Annotated in this window: 21 protein-coding genes; 4 read left to right on the top strand and 17 right to left on the bottom strand. The window is 33.3% G+C overall.

All coding sequences use genetic code 11. The features are described from left to right. Positions 1 to 27: 27 nt before the first annotated feature. From ERX46_RS09675 to amaB, 3 genes are all read right to left on the bottom strand, one after another. On the bottom strand, positions 28 to 1,542 hold the full coding sequence (locus ERX46_RS09675; protein WP_130093655.1) for an L-aspartate oxidase: 1,515 nt from the start codon (positions 1,540 to 1,542) through the stop codon (positions 28 to 30). Then, positions 1,532 to 2,494, bottom strand: coding sequence for a quinolinate synthase NadA (nadA, locus tag ERX46_RS09670; RefSeq protein ID WP_130093654.1), 963 nt, complete (start codon positions 2,492 to 2,494; stop codon positions 1,532 to 1,534). Before nadA ends, ERX46_RS09675 begins: the two co-directional genes overlap by 11 nt. Before the next feature lie 680 nt (positions 2,495 to 3,174). After that, positions 3,175 to 4,746, bottom strand: coding sequence for an L-piperidine-6-carboxylate dehydrogenase (amaB, locus tag ERX46_RS09665; RefSeq protein WP_130093653.1), 1,572 nt, complete (start codon positions 4,744 to 4,746; stop codon positions 3,175 to 3,177). Between the two features lie 587 nt (positions 4,747 to 5,333). Between amaB and ERX46_RS09660 the strand changes: the two genes are divergently transcribed. Further along, positions 5,334 to 5,672 carry a hypothetical protein gene (locus ERX46_RS09660; RefSeq protein ID WP_130093652.1) on the top strand — a complete coding sequence of 113 codons (339 nt, stop codon included), beginning with the start codon at positions 5,334 to 5,336 and terminating at the stop codon, positions 5,670 to 5,672. A gap of 105 nt (positions 5,673 to 5,777) precedes the next feature. Here ERX46_RS09660 and ERX46_RS17780 read toward each other — a convergent pair whose 3' ends face one another. After that, positions 5,778 to 5,909, bottom strand: a complete 132-nt coding sequence (locus tag ERX46_RS17780) for a hypothetical protein (protein WP_262708087.1) — start codon at positions 5,907 to 5,909, stop codon at positions 5,778 to 5,780. 137 nt (positions 5,910 to 6,046) lie between these two features. Then, positions 6,047 to 6,787, bottom strand: coding sequence for a VIT1/CCC1 transporter family protein (locus ERX46_RS09655; RefSeq protein ID WP_394345115.1), 741 nt, complete (start codon positions 6,785 to 6,787; stop codon positions 6,047 to 6,049). Positions 6,788 to 7,516: 729 nt separating this feature from the next. Here ERX46_RS09655 and ERX46_RS09650 point away from each other — a divergent pair. Both ERX46_RS09650 and ERX46_RS09645 read left to right on the top strand, forming a co-directional pair. Continuing rightward, positions 7,517 to 8,017: a hypothetical protein gene (locus ERX46_RS09650; RefSeq protein WP_130093651.1), complete on the top strand. Its 501-nt coding sequence runs from the start codon at positions 7,517 to 7,519 to the stop codon at positions 8,015 to 8,017. Between the two features lie 2 nt (positions 8,018 to 8,019). Continuing rightward, a complete protein-coding gene (locus tag ERX46_RS09645; RefSeq protein ID WP_130093650.1) occupies positions 8,020 to 9,399 on the top strand; it encodes a M64 family metallopeptidase in 1,380 nt (459 codons plus the stop codon). A gap of 118 nt (positions 9,400 to 9,517) precedes the next feature. Here the strand turns inward: ERX46_RS09645 and ERX46_RS09640 are convergent, their stop codons facing one another. After that, positions 9,518 to 11,137 carry a T9SS type A sorting domain-containing protein gene (locus tag ERX46_RS09640; protein WP_130093649.1) on the bottom strand — a complete coding sequence of 540 codons (1,620 nt, stop codon included), beginning with the start codon at positions 11,135 to 11,137 and terminating at the stop codon, positions 9,518 to 9,520. 231 nt (positions 11,138 to 11,368) lie between these two features. On the opposite strand from ERX46_RS09640, the gene ERX46_RS09635 reads away from it, so the two are divergent. Further along, complete coding sequence (locus ERX46_RS09635; protein ID WP_130093648.1) at positions 11,369 to 11,869, top strand: hypothetical protein; 501 nt, start codon at positions 11,369 to 11,371, stop codon at positions 11,867 to 11,869. Positions 11,870 to 11,888: 19 nt separating this feature from the next. Here the strand turns inward: ERX46_RS09635 and ERX46_RS17875 are convergent, their stop codons facing one another. The 11 genes from ERX46_RS17875 to ERX46_RS09580 form a co-directional block, all read right to left on the bottom strand. Further along, a complete protein-coding gene (locus ERX46_RS17875; protein WP_207214154.1) occupies positions 11,889 to 12,038 on the bottom strand; it encodes an aquaporin in 150 nt (49 codons plus the stop codon). Between the two features lie 171 nt (positions 12,039 to 12,209). After that, positions 12,210 to 12,608 carry a GlcG/HbpS family heme-binding protein gene (locus ERX46_RS09625; RefSeq protein ID WP_130093647.1) on the bottom strand — a complete coding sequence of 133 codons (399 nt, stop codon included), beginning with the start codon at positions 12,606 to 12,608 and terminating at the stop codon, positions 12,210 to 12,212. Positions 12,609 to 12,722: 114 nt separating this feature from the next. Continuing rightward, positions 12,723 to 13,565, bottom strand: coding sequence for a helix-turn-helix domain-containing protein (locus ERX46_RS09620; protein ID WP_130093646.1), 843 nt, complete (start codon positions 13,563 to 13,565; stop codon positions 12,723 to 12,725). 35 nt (positions 13,566 to 13,600) lie between these two features. Beyond that, positions 13,601 to 14,260, bottom strand: coding sequence for a DUF2306 domain-containing protein (locus ERX46_RS09615; RefSeq protein WP_130093645.1), 660 nt, complete (start codon positions 14,258 to 14,260; stop codon positions 13,601 to 13,603). Between the two features lie 328 nt (positions 14,261 to 14,588). After that, the gene (locus ERX46_RS09610) at positions 14,589 to 14,900 is read right to left on the bottom strand and encodes a hypothetical protein (protein WP_130093644.1); all 312 of its coding nucleotides are present in this window, start codon (positions 14,898 to 14,900) and stop codon (positions 14,589 to 14,591) included. A 96-nt stretch (positions 14,901 to 14,996) separates the two neighbouring features. After that, positions 14,997 to 15,335, bottom strand: a complete 339-nt coding sequence (locus tag ERX46_RS09605; RefSeq protein WP_130093643.1) for a hypothetical protein — start codon at positions 15,333 to 15,335, stop codon at positions 14,997 to 14,999. A gap of 388 nt (positions 15,336 to 15,723) precedes the next feature. Beyond that, positions 15,724 to 16,125, bottom strand: coding sequence for a hypothetical protein (locus ERX46_RS09600; protein WP_130093642.1), 402 nt, complete (start codon positions 16,123 to 16,125; stop codon positions 15,724 to 15,726). A gap of 1 nt (position 16,126) precedes the next feature. Continuing rightward, positions 16,127 to 16,540: a hypothetical protein gene (locus ERX46_RS09595; protein WP_130093641.1), complete on the bottom strand. Its 414-nt coding sequence runs from the start codon at positions 16,538 to 16,540 to the stop codon at positions 16,127 to 16,129. 184 nt (positions 16,541 to 16,724) lie between these two features. Then, positions 16,725 to 16,955: a YtxH domain-containing protein gene (locus ERX46_RS09590; protein WP_130093640.1), complete on the bottom strand. Its 231-nt coding sequence runs from the start codon at positions 16,953 to 16,955 to the stop codon at positions 16,725 to 16,727. Positions 16,956 to 17,158: 203 nt separating this feature from the next. Beyond that, positions 17,159 to 17,737: a GNAT family acetyltransferase gene (locus ERX46_RS09585; RefSeq protein WP_130093639.1), complete on the bottom strand. Its 579-nt coding sequence runs from the start codon at positions 17,735 to 17,737 to the stop codon at positions 17,159 to 17,161. After that, the gene (locus ERX46_RS09580) at positions 17,730 to 18,089 is read right to left on the bottom strand and encodes a hypothetical protein (protein ID WP_130093638.1); all 360 of its coding nucleotides are present in this window, start codon (positions 18,087 to 18,089) and stop codon (positions 17,730 to 17,732) included. Before ERX46_RS09580 ends, ERX46_RS09585 begins: the two co-directional genes overlap by 8 nt. Positions 18,090 to 18,133 lie beyond the last annotated feature (44 nt).

Here is an 18,133-nt window from a genome sequence, read left to right as displayed (position 1 = left end):
AGGGCATAGTCAACTTGATTACTATGATTATATACTTTTATTTAGGATAAAGTTATCTGTGTTTTTCTCAAGATTTAATTCCTCTTTTAACAAGAGGTCTACAAGTGTTAATTTCCATCTAAAATGAAGAACTGACAACTCGCTTGAATCAATATTTTTTAGTTGTTGATTAAAATAACTTACCATCTCCAACAATTCGACTTTATCATTTTCGCTTTTCGAGATAAAGTAAGCCGTCAAAACAGTTTTCAATACATTCGTTTCCGCTTTACAGAAATCAGGTTCATCGTTTGAAAATTCAATTAATTCTTCAGGTAGTATAGATTTGAATTCCTTTTGTTTAACTTTTTCTAGAATATTATTGGCCACATTTTGGGTAAAAACAATTGCTTCGAGTAAAGAATTTGAAGCTAATCTATTGTTTCCATGCAAACCAGTATTTGCACATTCTCCAATTGCATAAAAATTTGGAACGTTACTTTCTCCATTCATATTCACTTGAATTCCGCCGCAACTGTAATGTGCTGCTGGAGTAATTGGAACAGGTTGAAATGATAAATCAAATCCTCCTTTCAAGCAATTTTCTAAGATATATGGAAATTCATGAGCTAATTCTTCTTTTGGAATATGTCGACAATCCAAGTACACTTCTTCTTCTCCAGAAGTTTTCAATTCTTGATAAATAGCAGCAGAAATCACATCACGTGTCGCGAGTTCTCCTCTAATATCATAAGCAAAAAGAAAGCGTTCTCCCTTTTTATTGATGATGTGTGCTCCTGCTCCTCTCACCGCTTCCGATATCAGGAATAATTGACTTTTCCCAGCTTCTCTAAAAGCTGTTGGGTGAAACTGAATCGAATGTAAATTACAGATCTCAGCACCAATATGATTGGCTAAAGCTATTCCGTCTCCTGTTGCAATGGCCGAATTGGTAGTGTATTGAAACAATTGTCCCATTCCACCTGTGGCCATTACTACAATTTTTGCGGAGTACTGAAGCGTAGTTTTATCTTTGTGATTGTAAATTAAAGCGCCACCAACTTCTCCGTTATTGTTCAATAATAATTCAACGATCTCGCTGTATTCTATAACAGAAATTGAATCGTGATTCTTAATTTGACTTATCAATTGATCATGAACTGCAGCTCCTGTTTGGTCTTTTACATGAAGAACTCTGGCTTGTGAATGTCCACCTTCTAAACCATAATGATATTGGTTCTGAATGTGATCAAACTGAACTCCCCAATTTTCAAGTTGGTGAATTCCCTCATGCGCATGTTCCACCACATAATTAACCACTTCTTTATTCGCTTTATGCTGAGAAGCGTTTAAAGTGTCTTCAATATGCGCTAAATAACTATCACTTTGTGTTGACATTACCGCAGCAATTCCACCTTGCGCCAAACGTGTATTGGTTTCTTGCAATTTAGATTTACTGACCACTCCAATTGAAAGAGAATTATCTTTTTCTGCTAAGACAATGGCTTGAGATAATCCAGCTATTCCGGCCCCAACAATCAATATATCGAATTTAGTTTTCAAGGGGAACTAGATTTGAGAATTCTATCATTTTTACAATCGGTGCTTTCGCTCTATCGAAAATTTCAGGATCAATTTTAACTTCTGGTGTTTCATGCAATAAGCAATTGTAGACTTTTTCTAATGTGTTTACTTTCATAAAAGCACATTCACTGCAAGCACACGTATTGTCCTCGTGAATCGGTAAAGGAATCAAATTTTTGCCTGGTGCTTGTTTACTCAATTCGTGTAAAATTCCAGCTTCTGTTCCCACGATAAAAGTATCAGCTTCGGAAGTTTTTATGTAATTGATCATTTTACTGGTCGACCCAACATAATCTGCGACTTCTAAAATATGAGGTTCAGATTCAGGATGAGCAACAACTTTCGCTTTAGGATATTCGAGTTTTAATTTCAATAATTTATCGAATGAAAAAGCTTCATGAACGATACAAGCGCCTTCCCATAAAACTAAATCACGACCCGTTTCTTTTTGCAGGTATTTCCCCAAGTTTTTATCTGGAGCAAAAATTATTTTCTGATCAATTGGAAATGAATTGATAATATCAACCGCATTTGAAGAAGTACAAACGATATCGCTCAATGCTTTTACTTCGGCGGTGCAATTCACATAAGTCACAACTTTATGATCTGGATGCGCGTCAATAAATGCTTTGAATTGATCAGGAGGACAAGAATCGGCCAAAGAACAACCTGCTGCTAAATCTGGAAGTACAACTTTTCGTGTTGGGTTCAATAATTTAGCTGTTTCTGCCATGAAATGAACTCCAGCAAAAACAATAATATCAGCATCAGTTTTGGAAGCTTCTATAGCCAATCCTAAACTGTCTCCAATATAATCTGCCACATCTTGAATATCTTTTTCTTGATAATAATGTGCTAGAATCACAGCGTTTTTCTTCTTTTTCAGAGAGATTAATGCCTTTTTTAGATCTTCTTTATTTAAAGTTTTCATTTTGAATATTCGATAATTGAAGTGTAGAATACTGTCCGAAATTTCATAAAAACGGAGGCCATAATTCTCTTCAATGATTAACGCCCAAATGTAATTCCACAGGAACAGAAAAAATATGACCTAAGTCACTTTTTAATAAGAGATAAATTAGTCTTTTATTATTTTTAAGATGGAATTGTAAGTTTTATGAAAAAAAAGAAACAATTCCCAAGGACATTTAGAGAGATGAAAAAATGTGATATTGAGAATCGTTTCAGTTTTTATATTCACTAGCAGCTCAATTGCTATTCTAATATGGGACAAATATAAGGGGTGGGGATTGATTAAAATATGATGTAAATCATGAAAGGAGATAAAAAAGAAAAATTACGCAGAGTTCCGCAGAGGTGCAGAGATCCGCAGAGAAGAAAAAAAAGGAAGAAGGGTTAAGTTAAAGCGCCTTTGGTACTTAATTTATTTCCACAGATATCACAGTGAAAAAAGAGAGTAATTCGTGATTCCTATTAAAAAAACGGGACTAAATTCTGCATTAACCAGATGTAAAAAATCCGTGCTAATCCGCGCTGCTTGCATCCGCGTCATCCGCGTTCCATCATCCCTATCAAGCACCCAACAATCTAACAAAAGCAAAAAAGTCCCGACGTTACCGCCGAGACTTTTGAAAAATATAATTTTAACGATTACAAATCGAACTTGATACCTTGCGCCAATGGCAATTCAGTTGTATAGTTGATCGTATTTGTTTGTCTTCTCATGTAAACTTTCCAAGCATCAGAACCAGACTCACGTCCACCTCCTGTTTCTTTTTCACCTCCGAAAGCTCCACCAATCTCAGCACCTGAAGTACCGATATTAACGTTTGCAATTCCACAATCAGAACCTAATGCTGATAAGAAATGCTCTGCTTCACGTAAGTTTGTAGTCATGATTGCAGAAGATAAACCTTGAACAACTCCATTTTGAAGTTTAAGTGCTTCGGTAACATCTCCTGAATATTTCATCACATAAAGAATCGGTGCGAATGTTTCGTTTTGTACCGTTTCGTAGTGATTCTCAACTTCGATAATTGCTGGTCTAACGTAGCATCCTGATTCGTATCCTTTTCCTTCTAATACTCCACTTTCAACCAATTCTTTTCCACCTTCTTTCTTAGCTGATGCAATTGCGTTTAAGTAATTGTTTACAGCATCTTTATCGATAAGCGGTCCAACATGCATGTTTTCATCTAATGGATTACCAATCTTAATTTGACCGTAAGCTCCAACGATAGTTTTCATTACTTTGTCGTAAATGCTATCGTGAATAATCAAACGACGTGTAGAAGTACAACGTTGTCCTGCAGTTCCAACAGCACCAAATACAGCACCTGGAACAACAATTTTCAAGTCTGCATCTTGTGTGATGATCATTGCGTTGTTTCCTCCTAACTCTAATAATGATTTTCCTAAACGTTTCGCTACTGCTTCAGAAACAGAACGACCCATTCTTGTTGATCCTGTTGCAGAAACCAAAGCGATTCTTTTGTCTTCAGCTAATGCTTTTCCAATTTCTGGACCACCAATTACCATTGTAGAAACTCCTTCTGGAACATTGTTTTTAGCAAATACTTCTTGTGCGATATTTTGACAAGCGATAGATGTTAAAGGTGTTTTTTCAGATGGTTTCCATACACATGAGTCTCCACAAACCCATGCCAAAGCTGTATTCCAACTCCAAACTGCAACTGGGAAGTTAAATGCTGAAATTACTCCAACAACTCCTAGTGGGTGATATTGCTCATACATTCTGTGTCCTGGACGCTCAGAGTGCATTGTTAATCCGTAAAGTTGACGAGAAAGACCTACTGCGAAATCACAGATATCAATCATTTCTTGAACTTCACCTAAACCTTCTTGGTAAGATTTCCCCATTTCGTAAGAAACAAGTTTACCAAGTGGCTCTTTATATTCTCTTAAAGCATTTCCAATTTGACGAACAACTTCTCCACGCGCTGGCGCTGTCCATTGTCTCCACTCATGAAATGCTGATGTTGCTACATCAACTGCTTCGTTATAATCTGCTACTGATGCTAATTTTACTTGTCCGATTTTTGAACCATCTACTGGTGTAAATGAATCAATAACATCGCCTTTAGTATCGATCCAATTTTTACCTGTTGATGCTCCTCTGTTGACTTCGTTTTTAACTCCTAATTGACTAAGTACCTCTTTGATATCAATTCCTGACATGTATTCTTTGATTTTTTGATTCATGCAAAAGTAAGGACTTTTTAGGAGAATGTAAAGGAATAGCGGAACTTAGGGATCGTATGTTGACTGAATGTCTCACATTAATCGTTAAGAGATGGGTTGAGAAGAAGTTCTTTCTCAGATCTCGCAGATCTTTTTGGATTGGTGTTGGTGAAGATGTATGGATTTGGGTTTAGTGGGCAATAGATTTACTTTTTCTTCAAAGAATTGTAATCTCAAATTGACTATAATAATAGAATCAATATGTGTTTTGAATAATACTCAAATTTACACATGAAATAAAGTATTTAAAATCTTCATCTTCTCCAACAATCAGCAGGCGACTGTCATCTGTGGTGCGGAAATAAATGTAAGGTTCTGCGGTATTCCAAAAGAGTGTATTATTCAAATGAGATTAATCATCTTTGATCCATTCTCCGGTCAAAGCGAAGGTTGAAAGTGGCTTCAAGAAATTATCTTTAATCATTTCTTTAATTTCGTGATTTAAACCATCAATTTAGGAACAAAATCTTAACGTTAGAAATGTTTAACCTTTAGTAGAGTAATTCGGTAAATAGTTTTTAATTTGCTTCTCAAAAAACACCATTCAAATGATTATTGATAAAAAGAAATACCGACAACCCATCATTTTATTAACTTTTGGAATTGCTTTCAGCTTAATATCCGCTTACGCTTCTCTAGATTCAGAAGGAGATTGGTTTGCAAGATCTGGCGCTATTTTAAGTTTTGTATCTGTAGTGGTTCAGTTTTTACTTTCGAATTTGAAAAAGTCAGAACTAGAAAATTTATTTCGATCTAATATTGGACTGAAAGAAAAAATAAATACTATAAAAATCAAAGATGTGAGACATGAAGTCTTGTCATTGACCTCTGGAATTACAGGATTGGTGGGAACTCTAATTTGGGGTTATGGTGATTTGTTGTATTAACTCGCGATTTAGAGACATTAGAAGTTAGATATTAGACATTAGACTTTTAGAGGTTAGAGGTTAGAGGTTAGAGGTTAGACTTTGGGATTATACTAACATTTAATTTTAGTGATTGACTTCAAGGGTTTTATAAATCAGAGTGAGACAAATTAAAATCGGTGTTTCATCTTTATTTGAGCATAGCTTTTTACGTTCATTTTCCGATAAATCTAATTTTATATTTGCTTGTTTCTTCATGGATTCTTATTAAGAAACACGGACATTACTTAAAACATTTGCTCAAAATTCTTATTCAAAATCTCAGGATATTTCATTTTGGCTTCTTTTGAAAGAAAAGATGTGACAGTCATTAACCAACATGATGGTTAGCAAAACTACCCCACATTCACATTAAACAAATACCCTACAAATGCAGTTAATCCCATAGCCACGGTTCCCCAAAAAGTAATTCTCACCACTGCTTTCCATATACTTGAACCGCCTGCTCTTGCTGACAATGCTCCAAGAAGAATTAAAAAGAAAATAGCAAAAGCATAAAGGGAATATTCCATGCCTTCTAGAGAAAGAAAGAGCGTGACTAAAAATGGCAACATTCCGCCCACTGTAAATGACGCACCTGAAGCAAAGGCAGCCTGAATAGGTTTAGCTTTATTCGATTCATTGATTCCCAACTCGTCTCTCACATGTGCTCTTAAAGCATCTTTTTCGGTGAGCTCGAGTGCTACAATCATTGCAGTTTCCTTTTTAAGTCCTCTGCCTTCATAAATTTCGGCTAAAAACTGTAATTCCTGTTCAGGTGTTTCTTCTAATTCTATGCGCTCTCTCTCGATATCCGCTTTTTCTAAATCGGTTTGTGAACTTACAGAAACATATTCTCCAGCTGCCATCGATAAAGCTCCTGCAACCAATCCCGCCAGCGTTGCTAGCACAATCGCTTCTCTTGAATCACTTGCCGCAGCAACACCAATGGCTAAACTTGCAGTGGATAATATTCCATCATTTGCGCCAAGTACGGCTGCTCTCAACCAATTACTGCGGTTTATGAAATGATTGTCTAAATAAGTATCGAGGTTAACTGATTTGTCATCCATAACATCAAGTTTTGTAGAATTCATTTTAAAATAGAATTCTTAATTCAAATGTAATTGTTTATTTGGTTCTATATGATTTTGTGTGGGTAGTTTTAAAATCTATGGTTTTAATTGAAGCTAAACGATTGTTAATTTGGTTCTACTTTTATTTAAATGGAAACTTTCTATTAAAAATCTAATTCGCTTAATTTGATAAACCCCTGTTATTTAAGTACTTACTGTCCGAAGTCCCGGCGGGACGGCATGTTAATAGGGATGGACGTAAGTCCATCCGCCAAACGATACAAACCGAAACAAATCCCCACAAAATCGACCTAATTGCATGCAATTAGGTCGATTTTGTGGGGATTTGTATTATATCTATTTGTTTTAAACCAAGGACTTACGTCCTTGGCTATTAATATGCCGTCCCGCCGGGACTAATCAATTGAAATACAGACCACCATATGCTTGCTTGTAAAAATGAAATGATAATATTGATAAATACTTTAAAATACAACTCATGTAGGCTACAGTTAAATTCGTAGTAGAACCATTAATTTTTCGAAGGATTAAAATTGATTACCCACAGTATTTCATTTAGAGCCGTTTATTTGCAAACATATCCTTTAAGATGAATACAACTTTAAATCTTTGATAGGAAGTCGTGAAAGATATTTTCTCTTTTTTTGAAGAGACTTTTTAACGAAACTCAAGAATTAGTTATGATAACAGTTAGTTAATCCATATTTTTATTGAAAATTCACGCTAATTATGCGATTATCTTATTTATTTCTGATACTTGGTTTACTATTTATTTCTGCTTGTGGAACCACCCACGATTCAAATATTTCCATGGAAGAAGAAGTTGAAACTCCAGAGATAGAAGATGTTTCAAAAATCGTTTTTCTATATTTTGATATTGAAAAACGTGGTGACAAAAAAACGATAATAACTTTAACAGAAACACAAGTTGTTCCGGGAACGATAAAGGAAAACACAATTATTAATGCACCAAGACAGACCGATAATTTAATTATTCAACTTCTGGATGATAAAAAAGTGGTTCAAGAAGAAATGATTATAAAAAATCCGCTCATTCAAACCATCGAACAATATGGAAATGAAGGTGAAATGAACACGCAAAATAACCGATTAGAAAAAAGTCAATTTTACTTAAGATTTAATCGAAAAAACAATATAAAATCCATTAAGATTCTGAATATTCTTCCATCAGGAGATCTTGAATTATACCAAGAAAATATTACTATTTAATTATGAAAAAAATAATTCTATTGCCGTTTGTTCTGCTATTCTGTGGAGTGACTTTTTCTCAAGTTTTTGATACCATTGTTTTACACAATAGCGGTCCGTCAGACAAACGCATAAATCTCGTGATTTTAGGAGATGGTTATACTTCTGCTGATCAAGGGAAATTCATTACGGATGCAACTGGTTTGAAAGATTATTTGTTTACTAAAGTGCCCTATTCAAACTACAGTGAATACTTTAATGTTATCGCAATTAAAGTGATTTCAAATGAGAGCGGAATTAAGCATCCGGCCACAGCCACTGATGTTGCGGAACCAGTATTTCCAATAAGCAATCCAGATACATATTTAGAAACTGCTTTCGATTATCAAGATATTCACAGGTGTATTTATACTTCAAATACAAACTTAACGACTCAAGTGTTAGCGGCTAATGTTCCCAACTTTGACATTGCAGTTGTGGTTGTAAATACTCCCGAATATGGAGGTTGCGCAGGAGATTACGCTTATTTTTCAGCACATACGAATGCAAAAGAAATTTTCATTCATGAAATAGGGCATTCTTTTGCCAACTTGGCGGATGAATATTGGTTTGCAAGCACTGGCGAAAGGCCAAATAAAACGCAAGATGATAATCCTTCAACTAACAAATGGAAAAATTGGATAGGAACTGATAACGTTGATATTTTTCCTTTTCCAGAAGATGCATCATGGAATAGACCTCATCAAAGTTGTGAAATGCGCTTTTTAAACAATGAATATTGTGCAGTTTGCAAGGAAGCTACTATTGAAAGGATACATCAAATTCAAGGACCAATAGATGACTTCAATCCAACGCAAACGTCACTTCAAATGGGGTCAATCGATTTAGATTTTGAAGTTTCATTGATCTTACCGAATCCGAATACACTTGAATTTTCGTGGGAATTAAATGGCGTTGAAATTGACATTTTAAATACAAATATTTCTATCGCTTCAATTGATTTAGTTGACGGATTAAATACTTTAAATTTCAGTGTAGTTGACAATACTCCATTGGTGCGAACAGATAATCATGAAACAATTCACTTGAATACGGTGACCTGGCAAATCAATAAGAGTGGATTAGGAATTGAGGAAATTCAAGCCAAAGAATCGAGTTTTGTGATTTATCCAAATCCAAGTACTGATGTGATTTATTTAAAATCCAATAAAAAATCTACAAGGAAATTGACTTTTGAATTGCTTTCAACAACGGGACAAATCATTAAAACTGAAACTTTAAGTTCTGATGCTTCACAGACTTATTTATTCAAAATGGGAGATATTGAGTCGCAAACTTATCTATTGAACATTTATGATGACAATGGAATTAAATTATATACCCATCGAATTGTAAAGAAATAAGGAATTAAATGACGTTGTAAATTCAAGCAAAGGAATTATCAAACTTAGTCGGAATTTTTTAAGAGGGATTCCTCTGGTGACAAAATCTATAATTTTCGACACCAGAGGAATCTCTTTTTTATTTTCCTACAATCAATTTATGCGTAGCTTTCTCAGTAGCGGTTTCTAGGGAAATAAAGTAAACATTTCCACCCGTTAATTTGCTGATGTTTTTTGAATATACGTTTTTCCCAGCAGTTAGATTTTGAAGTAAAATCTTATCCATTAAAGCCCCTTTTGAATCTAAAATTGATATTGTCACTTCTTCCTTTTTAGTCAGATTAAAGGAAATATTCAATACGCCATCATTAGGATTTGGGTAAATCATCAAGTTAAGTAAACTTATACTTGCATCATTTAATTGATCTACAGACAAAGGCTCAGGTTTTTTAATATAAACTTTGAAAATCTGGCTATGCGCATCACTTTGTGTTCCGTCATTGATGAAGAATATATTGGGCTGCGTACTGCTTATTCCTCCAAAAATATATCCGATTAAAACACTATCTGTAGTAACACTGTCTAATTTGAATACGTCATTCGTAAAATGAGGTAAATTCAAATTAGGGATAAACTCTGACCCTGCTCCTAGAAGTGCTGGCATTTCAATAGGTAGTTTATACTCCGCCATATCTCCAGCGGCATCTCTAGTTACCCTTGCAATTGTATTCACAAAAGGAACATTGTCGTCTTGTACAAGCGTTCCTGCATTGTCATAAAACTGAGCAATTCCTCCAAAAAACACAGTGTGCATTTCGTTCTCTGATTCAGAATACAATGGTATGGTTGAGCAATGATAATGGTTATAATATTGTTGAAAAGTGTTATTCACAGTGTATCCATTGTTATCAACTGTCACAGAATTTAAAAAAGGCAAATCTACAGCATGTTGAAAAACACCTGAAAACATTGTTATTGCTTGACTTCCATCTGGCATTATTTGATGTTCTGCATTATAGTCTCTTCTGTGTAAATTAGCTGCATCAAAATGAGAAGGTAAATGTGTTATTGTAATATTCGTTCCATCATCCACTAAGTCAAATTTCCGAATAGCATCTGTATATTCTTGAATGAAACCAGGACCGTTATTTGGACCCATAGGATTATATCTACCAATGAATTTTTGTCCTCCCATAAGATAATGAGTTGAACCCATTTTTCTCAAGATTCCACCAGTAACTTGAAATTGTGGATCTGTAATTTGACGGAAAAAACTGGTGAAATTCGTGTTGTTAATCACTGCATTAATTACATCCGGAACTTTAATAGCAGTTAAATTTTTGAATGTTGTGTGGTCTCCTTCAGTTCCGCTATATCCATATCCACCAACGCAGTATAAATATTCTCCATCTTGGGAAAACTCCATATTTGTGGAACTCAATTGTTCTTGAATCGAAATCGGTAAAGAAGTCAAAGGAGCAGACCATTTCGTTTGTGTAACTGGATCAACAACAATCAATTGATTATTGTGTCCTGCAATATCAAACGCAGCGTTAGGTTGTCTTCTGTGCAATCCGTCTAATCGACCACCGATAATAAGCCATTTCCCATTGTGTTGACCAAAAGCATAAGATTGAATTCCTCCTAAACCGGTAATATTCATTGGTTCAATTGAAATTTCAAAAGGAGCTGTTTGGGAATAATTATAAGTTGTAAAAAAAAAGCTAGAGATAAGCAGAAAATATTTTATCGTATTCATAAGTAATGGTTTAGCTGAAAATAGTTTCTCAACTTTAGCTTATAAAATTAAAATAATAGGTGAGAAAAAAGTGTAACAATTGTTACAAATACCAAGCAATAAAGGTTTGTGGTAAAGACAAAAAACGCAAACAGGTATTTAGGTTATTTTAAAAGGAAATGATGAAATGTTAAAAATAAATTATGATTTTAACGGGTTTATTTATAGATTTATTGAAAATAAACTTCACTTATGCGCTTAGCTAATTTATTGTCCATCGGTCTTCTATTGTTTACTGCAAGTTGTAGTTCACCTCAAAACACAATCACTTATTCTGTGCCAGACGTTGAAATTCCTGATGAAGATCTATCTACAAAGATTGTTGTTCTAAATTTTGAAATCGTAAAAAGCAAAAACAATAAAACGGAAATTTCATTAGCGAATACAGAACTTATTCCCGGCAGATTAGAAGAGAGTGAACTTATTTATCCGCCAAGAGAACTCGGCAAGTTGGTCGTTCACCTTTTAGATGAGAACAATAAAATAATAGAAGAACTGGTTATTAAAAAACCATATTTACAAATCATAGAGGAAAATGATTCTGGAGGAAAAATAGAGCTTCAAAATGATGACGTAAAAGAACTTCCATTATCAGTTCGTTATAACGAAAATAGCAATATAAAATCAATTCAGATATTTAAGATTGAAGACGAAAGAACAGTTGAAATTTTTCATGAGAAGATTGTAGATTAATTTAGATGAATTAGTGATTTTAATCCACTTTCCTAAATAGTCTCCAAGTAAAAACTGCTAAAACAGCGCCTACTATTAGAGCTGCAATATAGATCCAAAGCGATGTTAAGTTTCCAGAAATAAGCGCTGGAACAAAACTTCTTGCTGGATTAAATGAACCACCTGAAATGTGGTCCTGAGAAAAATATCATTCCGGCAACCATAGATCCAATAACTACTCAAGATAAATTAACGGTTTCCTTGTTAGAAGTCACTCCAAGAATAGACAACATTAAAAAAAAGGTCAAAAAAAAGAGGGTAAGTAGCGAACTACTTACCCTCTCTCAAAATTAATTTATTCTTATAATGACATCGCACCTGCTTCAGCAACGATATGGTCATTTTCAACAGCACTTCCACTCACTCCAATAGCTCCGATAATTTCACCAGCTGCATTTTTAATTGGAATACCTCCTGGGAAAGTAATCAATCCGTTGTTTGAATGTTCGATATTATATAACGGTTGACCTGGCTGAGATAATTCACCAACGATTCCTGTATTCATGTCAAAGAAACGAGCTGTTTTCGCTTTTTTGATTGAGATATCTAATGAACCTAACCATGCTCCGTCCATACGTCCGAAAGCTACTAAATTTGCACCTGCATCAACAATTGCAATATTCATTTTTGTATCGATTTCAACTGCTTTTGATTTTGCTACTGCGATCGCTTTTTCTGCTTGTTCTAATGTGATATTCATAATATTTTATTTTTTAAGTTTCTAATTATGATGCAAATATACAGAGAGTAAAAGCTTTTGTAGTTACTAAAAAAGGTCAGTTTGTTATGAAATAAGGTCAAAATTGAAATATACTTATGAGGTAGGAACCTCACTTGGACTTACACCAAACTTGTTTTTAAAAGCGATGCTGAAATTAGAAAGGTTATTATAACCAAAATCCAGATAGATATCAGAAGGTTTTAAAGTTCCTTGTGCCAATGTTTCTTTAGCTTTTAGCAAGCGTTGATCTTTTAACCATTTTCCGGGAGAAACTTTAAATTCACTTAAAAATTTACGTTTAAATGTAGATAAACTCATGTTACATAAAAACGCAATTTCTTCTAATTTTAAATTTGAATGAACTTTACTTTCAACCATTCTCTTTAATGGAGTAGTGCTATCTATGATTAAAGATTGCAAATAACGTTCGAAGCTCTTGCCATATTTGTGAACGAGATAAAGCATTAATTCTTCAAATTTTATAGAAAGCAAACTCTTCATGAATTCTTTTGGCGCTTCACCAATAGTAGTTAATGAATTAATGTAAGAAGCTATATAAGCGTCGTTTCCAATAGTGAAGCAAGGAACTTCGTCATCTATTTTATACTTATTTTTTATATGTTTCTCTATAAATTTTTTGAGGATATTCTCGGAAAAAAATAAGAGTTTACAATAATAAGTAGCATCTGTATCTAGTAATTCTGTCCAGAGCCAATTTCCTTTTTTGAGTATTAAGGATTGGTCTTTATTGACCGCTACAGAAGTCCCTGCAAAATGAACTTGCTTTTTACCCACTTGTAAAAAACTAAACATATTCATTCCTAAATTAACTTTACTTCTCACGACATCGCTTGCCATTTTAAAATCATAAACAAACAAATCTGGCTTACTATTTTCGTCGTTGATATAAATTTCAGGAATATTTTCTATTGGCATTTTGGGTTGTTTTCTGTTGTTCTTGTGCTAAAATACTATTTATCTTCTTTAGCAACTACTTTTACAACCGAATTATTCTCGACTCTTTTCATCCAAAAGATAATGAATAATCCGCCAATTATTCCAGGAATAAACCAACCATAGAAACTAGGAAAAATTTGATTTACCACTACAAAAGCAGTAACTGCGGCAATATATCCACCCATAATGTTTCCTAAATGCATTTTCAGCCAACCTTTCCTTAGTTTTTCAGGGTTTTTGTATAAGCGTAAATTTTTGATTGCAGAAAGAATTCCTACAACAGCAAAAACTCCAAGAACAATATTGAATTTTTGCGTGAGAACAATGGGTAAAAAAATCATTAGAATACCTGTTAAAATCATGACCCACGCCATCCACTTATCGAAAATTAAATTCGGGTTCTTATGCTTAAATCTCATAGCTCTTTTTCCGATTAAAACAAAGTAGAGACTAAATAAACCAACTGCAAAAAGAAACGGACTTTCGTGATTTGGAAGAACAGATATAAACATGGCGCTAACGGCTGAAATCACCATTGAATAAAAGAAAATTAAGCCTGTTTTTCTATGTGTACGTTGTCCTTTTTTACTGATCATCGCAATCAGTCCTGCGACAAATGCTATCCCACCAAAGCCGGCGTGGATAATGATGAAAATCTTAATTGCTTGTTCCATAATTAGTTTGTTGGATACAATATACGAAAAGTTGAGGAAAGTTTTAGTGAGTCTTAAAAACTTAACCACTAAGGACTAAGAGTGCCATAGGTTTGAGAATAAAATTCTATATCTAGCGAAAAATTTAGATATTAGATGTTAGACTTTTTGTCTTTTTTCTAACATCAAAATCTAATGTTGGATATAAAGGTTTTTAGAAGCTAAAGCTAGATGCACTAATCCCGATGGCTTATCGGGAGCATACTTTTAGCTATTTCTGAGACCAATAAAAAAGCACCGCTCTAAAGCGATGCAATGTTATAGATTAGTGATTATTTCAATCAAAAAACTACTGTTTCAATTCACACTCACCTCCAAATGGGCCAGCATTATTAACGTGTATATTGCATGTGTCTAATTGTTCTGATTTTGATAAATATGTCTCATCATTTTCTTGCTTCTCTTCGTCTGCAAAATCACAATAGCAAACACCATTTGTTTTATTCTTGTCTTTATCACAAGCTACAGCAAAGAAAAGAAGTAAAACTAAAAATACATTATGAATATTAACTATACTACTAACTGTTGGTTTTTTAACTATTATTAATTTATGAAAAAACCACTCTCTAGTTATACGCCATAAACCAAAAGAGCCTATCAACTTTAAACCACCACAAAAAAATAATCACTTAACATTTAATGCTAAGTGATTATTTAAGTAATACTTTTTAAATCATCTGTTTAAGACTACTTATTCTTACAACAAGATAATTAATAGAATAATGATTAGCAGTAAACCTCCTACTGATATATATATTCCTCCACCTCCACCAGATGTCGTTTTTTCTATTGAACGTACTTCTTTTCTTAAAGCTCTTTTTTCTCCAAAGCTCATATCAGACTTATCCATTTCATAGATTTCGTTTAGTCTTGACTCTATTTCATTAGAACGTTCTGTTTTTTCTATTATGACCTTATCTTTTAATCGCTCTGTTAAAGGTTTGTCAATATTTTTATCATTTTCCTGTGCATTTAATGCTGTAGGGACTAATAAAAGAGAAAATGCTGCGAAAATAGTAATTGCTGTTTTTTTCATATTTTTAGTTTTAGTTTAAATTCTAATAATTTTCAAAATAGTTAGTAGTAGCTAAATTTAATAATGATTTTTGAAAAACTCAGTATATTGAACCTGTAAAAAAGTTAAATAAATATAATGAAATAAATCATCAATATTTGTTTGTGAGATTTTTATGATTTAAGTAACGCACTGAATCATTGCCTAATCAATAAATTCTACATGTCAAACCTAACCCTCAATAGGCCTCAAACAGAACCACTATGAACTTAAAGTACCAACGGTTCATATGAGCATAAAATGCTGTAACTATCAAAATCTAATTGATTGATATAAAAGTTTTTTTAGAAGCTAAAGCGAGATGCACAGAAGTGCATAGTTTTAACTTTTTCTGAGACCAATATACTATTCAATTCCTTCTGCTTCCTTTAGTAATGGTGAGATAAGCGATTATCATGAATAGAACAGTCAATCCAATTCTGAAAATCATTGCGTTGACAGTTTTTAATTCATAAATACCTCCATTATGAATATGAATTCTTAATAAAATGAAAGCAGTAATTAAAATGATAGAAGCCAATCCCAAAAGTAAAGTTGTCCATCGTTTAAGTTTGACGAAACCAAAAGCAGCGAACAAATAGAGTAGACTCGCGATGAAATTTGCCCAAACAACAAGCAAAACATAGTTTCCTTCCTTTTCTCTGATCCCAAAGAAATCAAAAATAACAGAGAAACTTAAAAACAAAGTCAACAGTCCAAATCCTGCCAGAATTATGGCTGATACATTTCGAAATACTTTTTTAGTTTTCATATTAGTTGACTTTTATGTTTTTCATTTTCAAGAATGAAAATCCTAACCAAATCACAGAAATAGTCATTGAGATTGCTCCTATTAGAACAAAAATTGGGGAAAGTCCAAAATACACTTCTAGCAAAATACCAACAGGCATAAGAAGTCCAATTAAAGCCAACCAAGAAATCGTTTTAACGTTTTTCAATTGATTGCTAAATCTTAGCAGTAAATATCCAATAAGTATATTTAAGAATGCGAATAAATTTCCATGGACGTGAGCTAGACGGGTTTCAAAATGCTTTCCATAAGAATAGGAATCTACCCAGTCTTCTTTCCCGGGAGCAAAGTCACGGAGATAAATTAATAAAAATCCATAGGCCATAAATAGCCCCATAGTTAGAAACCCGATGGCAATGTTGTTTTTCCCGTTCATAGCGTTTAATTTTCTATTAAATTAATTCACTATCATTTAAGAAAGTGTAACATTTGTTACAATTGCATTCAAGTAGAGATTATCAAATTCTATCCAAAAAAAAAAACAACTCACATAATCCAATTCCTCTTTTAAAAGAATGTTTTTATGTGAGTTGTCATCAAAAACTTATGCTTATAAAAACCTATGCTTTCTTTATCTTTTCAGAAAGTTCTTTCTCTTCACTGTGCAATTTGTTTGCAAGGGAGTCCATAACACCAGTAACTTTCAATTTTAAATCATTGATCGTGTCTGAGCTTTTGCTTGAAATTAAATCTCTTGTATCTGTACCTTTATGTGGTGCAAACAATACTCCTAAAATTGCTCCTACTGCCATTCCTGCTACTACTCCAATTACTACTTTACCTGAATCCATTTTTTTGTTTTTTTTAAATGATTAATTATATTAATTCCCCCCAAAATCTAACAATGAATTTTAGAGCTCATATATAGTTCCTAAATTCATCTTTGAAAGATTCCTAAACTATCATTATTCACAATGACAAATCTAAGATACAAAAAAATGATAGCCGTTTGATATTTAAGCAATTATTAACAGGGTGATTTATAAAAAATTAACTATTTCACTGTTTCCGGCAGGACTGAAACTTCCATATCTAAAGCCAAACAGATGTAACTATTGTCGTTGAATTTAAACTCATCAATCGTTTCCCAACCCAACTTTCTTGTATGCGCGCTTTCAGAAATTTTATTGATATTATTGATAAAAGTAATGGAGATTGGATATTTCTTTAAAAGTTCGACTCTCATTTCCTCAAAAAGTTGATTCAACAAACCACTTCCACGGTATTTTTCGTCAATGCAAACAGGACCATACTGAAAGCTATTTTTGGTGGTTATTTTATTTCCTTTAAATGTTAAATCTGGAAAACGAGAAACCATATAATTAAAGATTTCCCATTGTTCAAAATATTTCCAGCTTCCAGCAAATGCATAAGCAATCACTTTGTGCGTATCATTAATTGCCACAAACATTCCATTTTGAAGAATAATTTCTTCAATTTGAGCTGTAGTAAAAGGAGTAGTTACAAATCCTTTTTTTCGTTCAAATTCATTTAGATTGCGGTATAGATATTTTTCCTGAAGAGATAGAATTCCATCTATATCATTCGAAGCTCCTAGTCGAGTATTAATCATTTCTATCAATAACAAAAGTCGATATATTGTTATCTTTATCAATAGCAATATCGTAATCATAGCAATCGTCCATGTGTACTTTCTCAACAAAGTTGCCGTTATTATCAACAGCAATTGTAAAAGTTACATTACCTGGCGCATAGCTTTCATATTTTGAAGAAGTATTGGCCTGAACATTATTAATATTTACCGTATTTCCACCAGAGGTTTTAATTTGAACACTCACCTTTTCTGTACCGTTATTTATAATTCGAGCACTTGGATTTTCATTTTTACATTTTTTACAACTGCTTATGGTTAACATAAATAACACTGTAAATAAAAGGGTTAAAACAGATTTTGAAGTCTTCATATTTTCAAGAATTTAATTAGAGGTTGTGTAATCACCATTATAAA

Origin of the sequence: Brumimicrobium glaciale (assembly GCF_004152935.1) — a bacterium.
Classification (GTDB): Bacteria; Bacteroidota; Bacteroidia; order Flavobacteriales_D; family Crocinitomicaceae; genus Brumimicrobium; species Brumimicrobium glaciale.
This window is presented reverse-complemented; position numbering and strand designations above follow the sequence as displayed.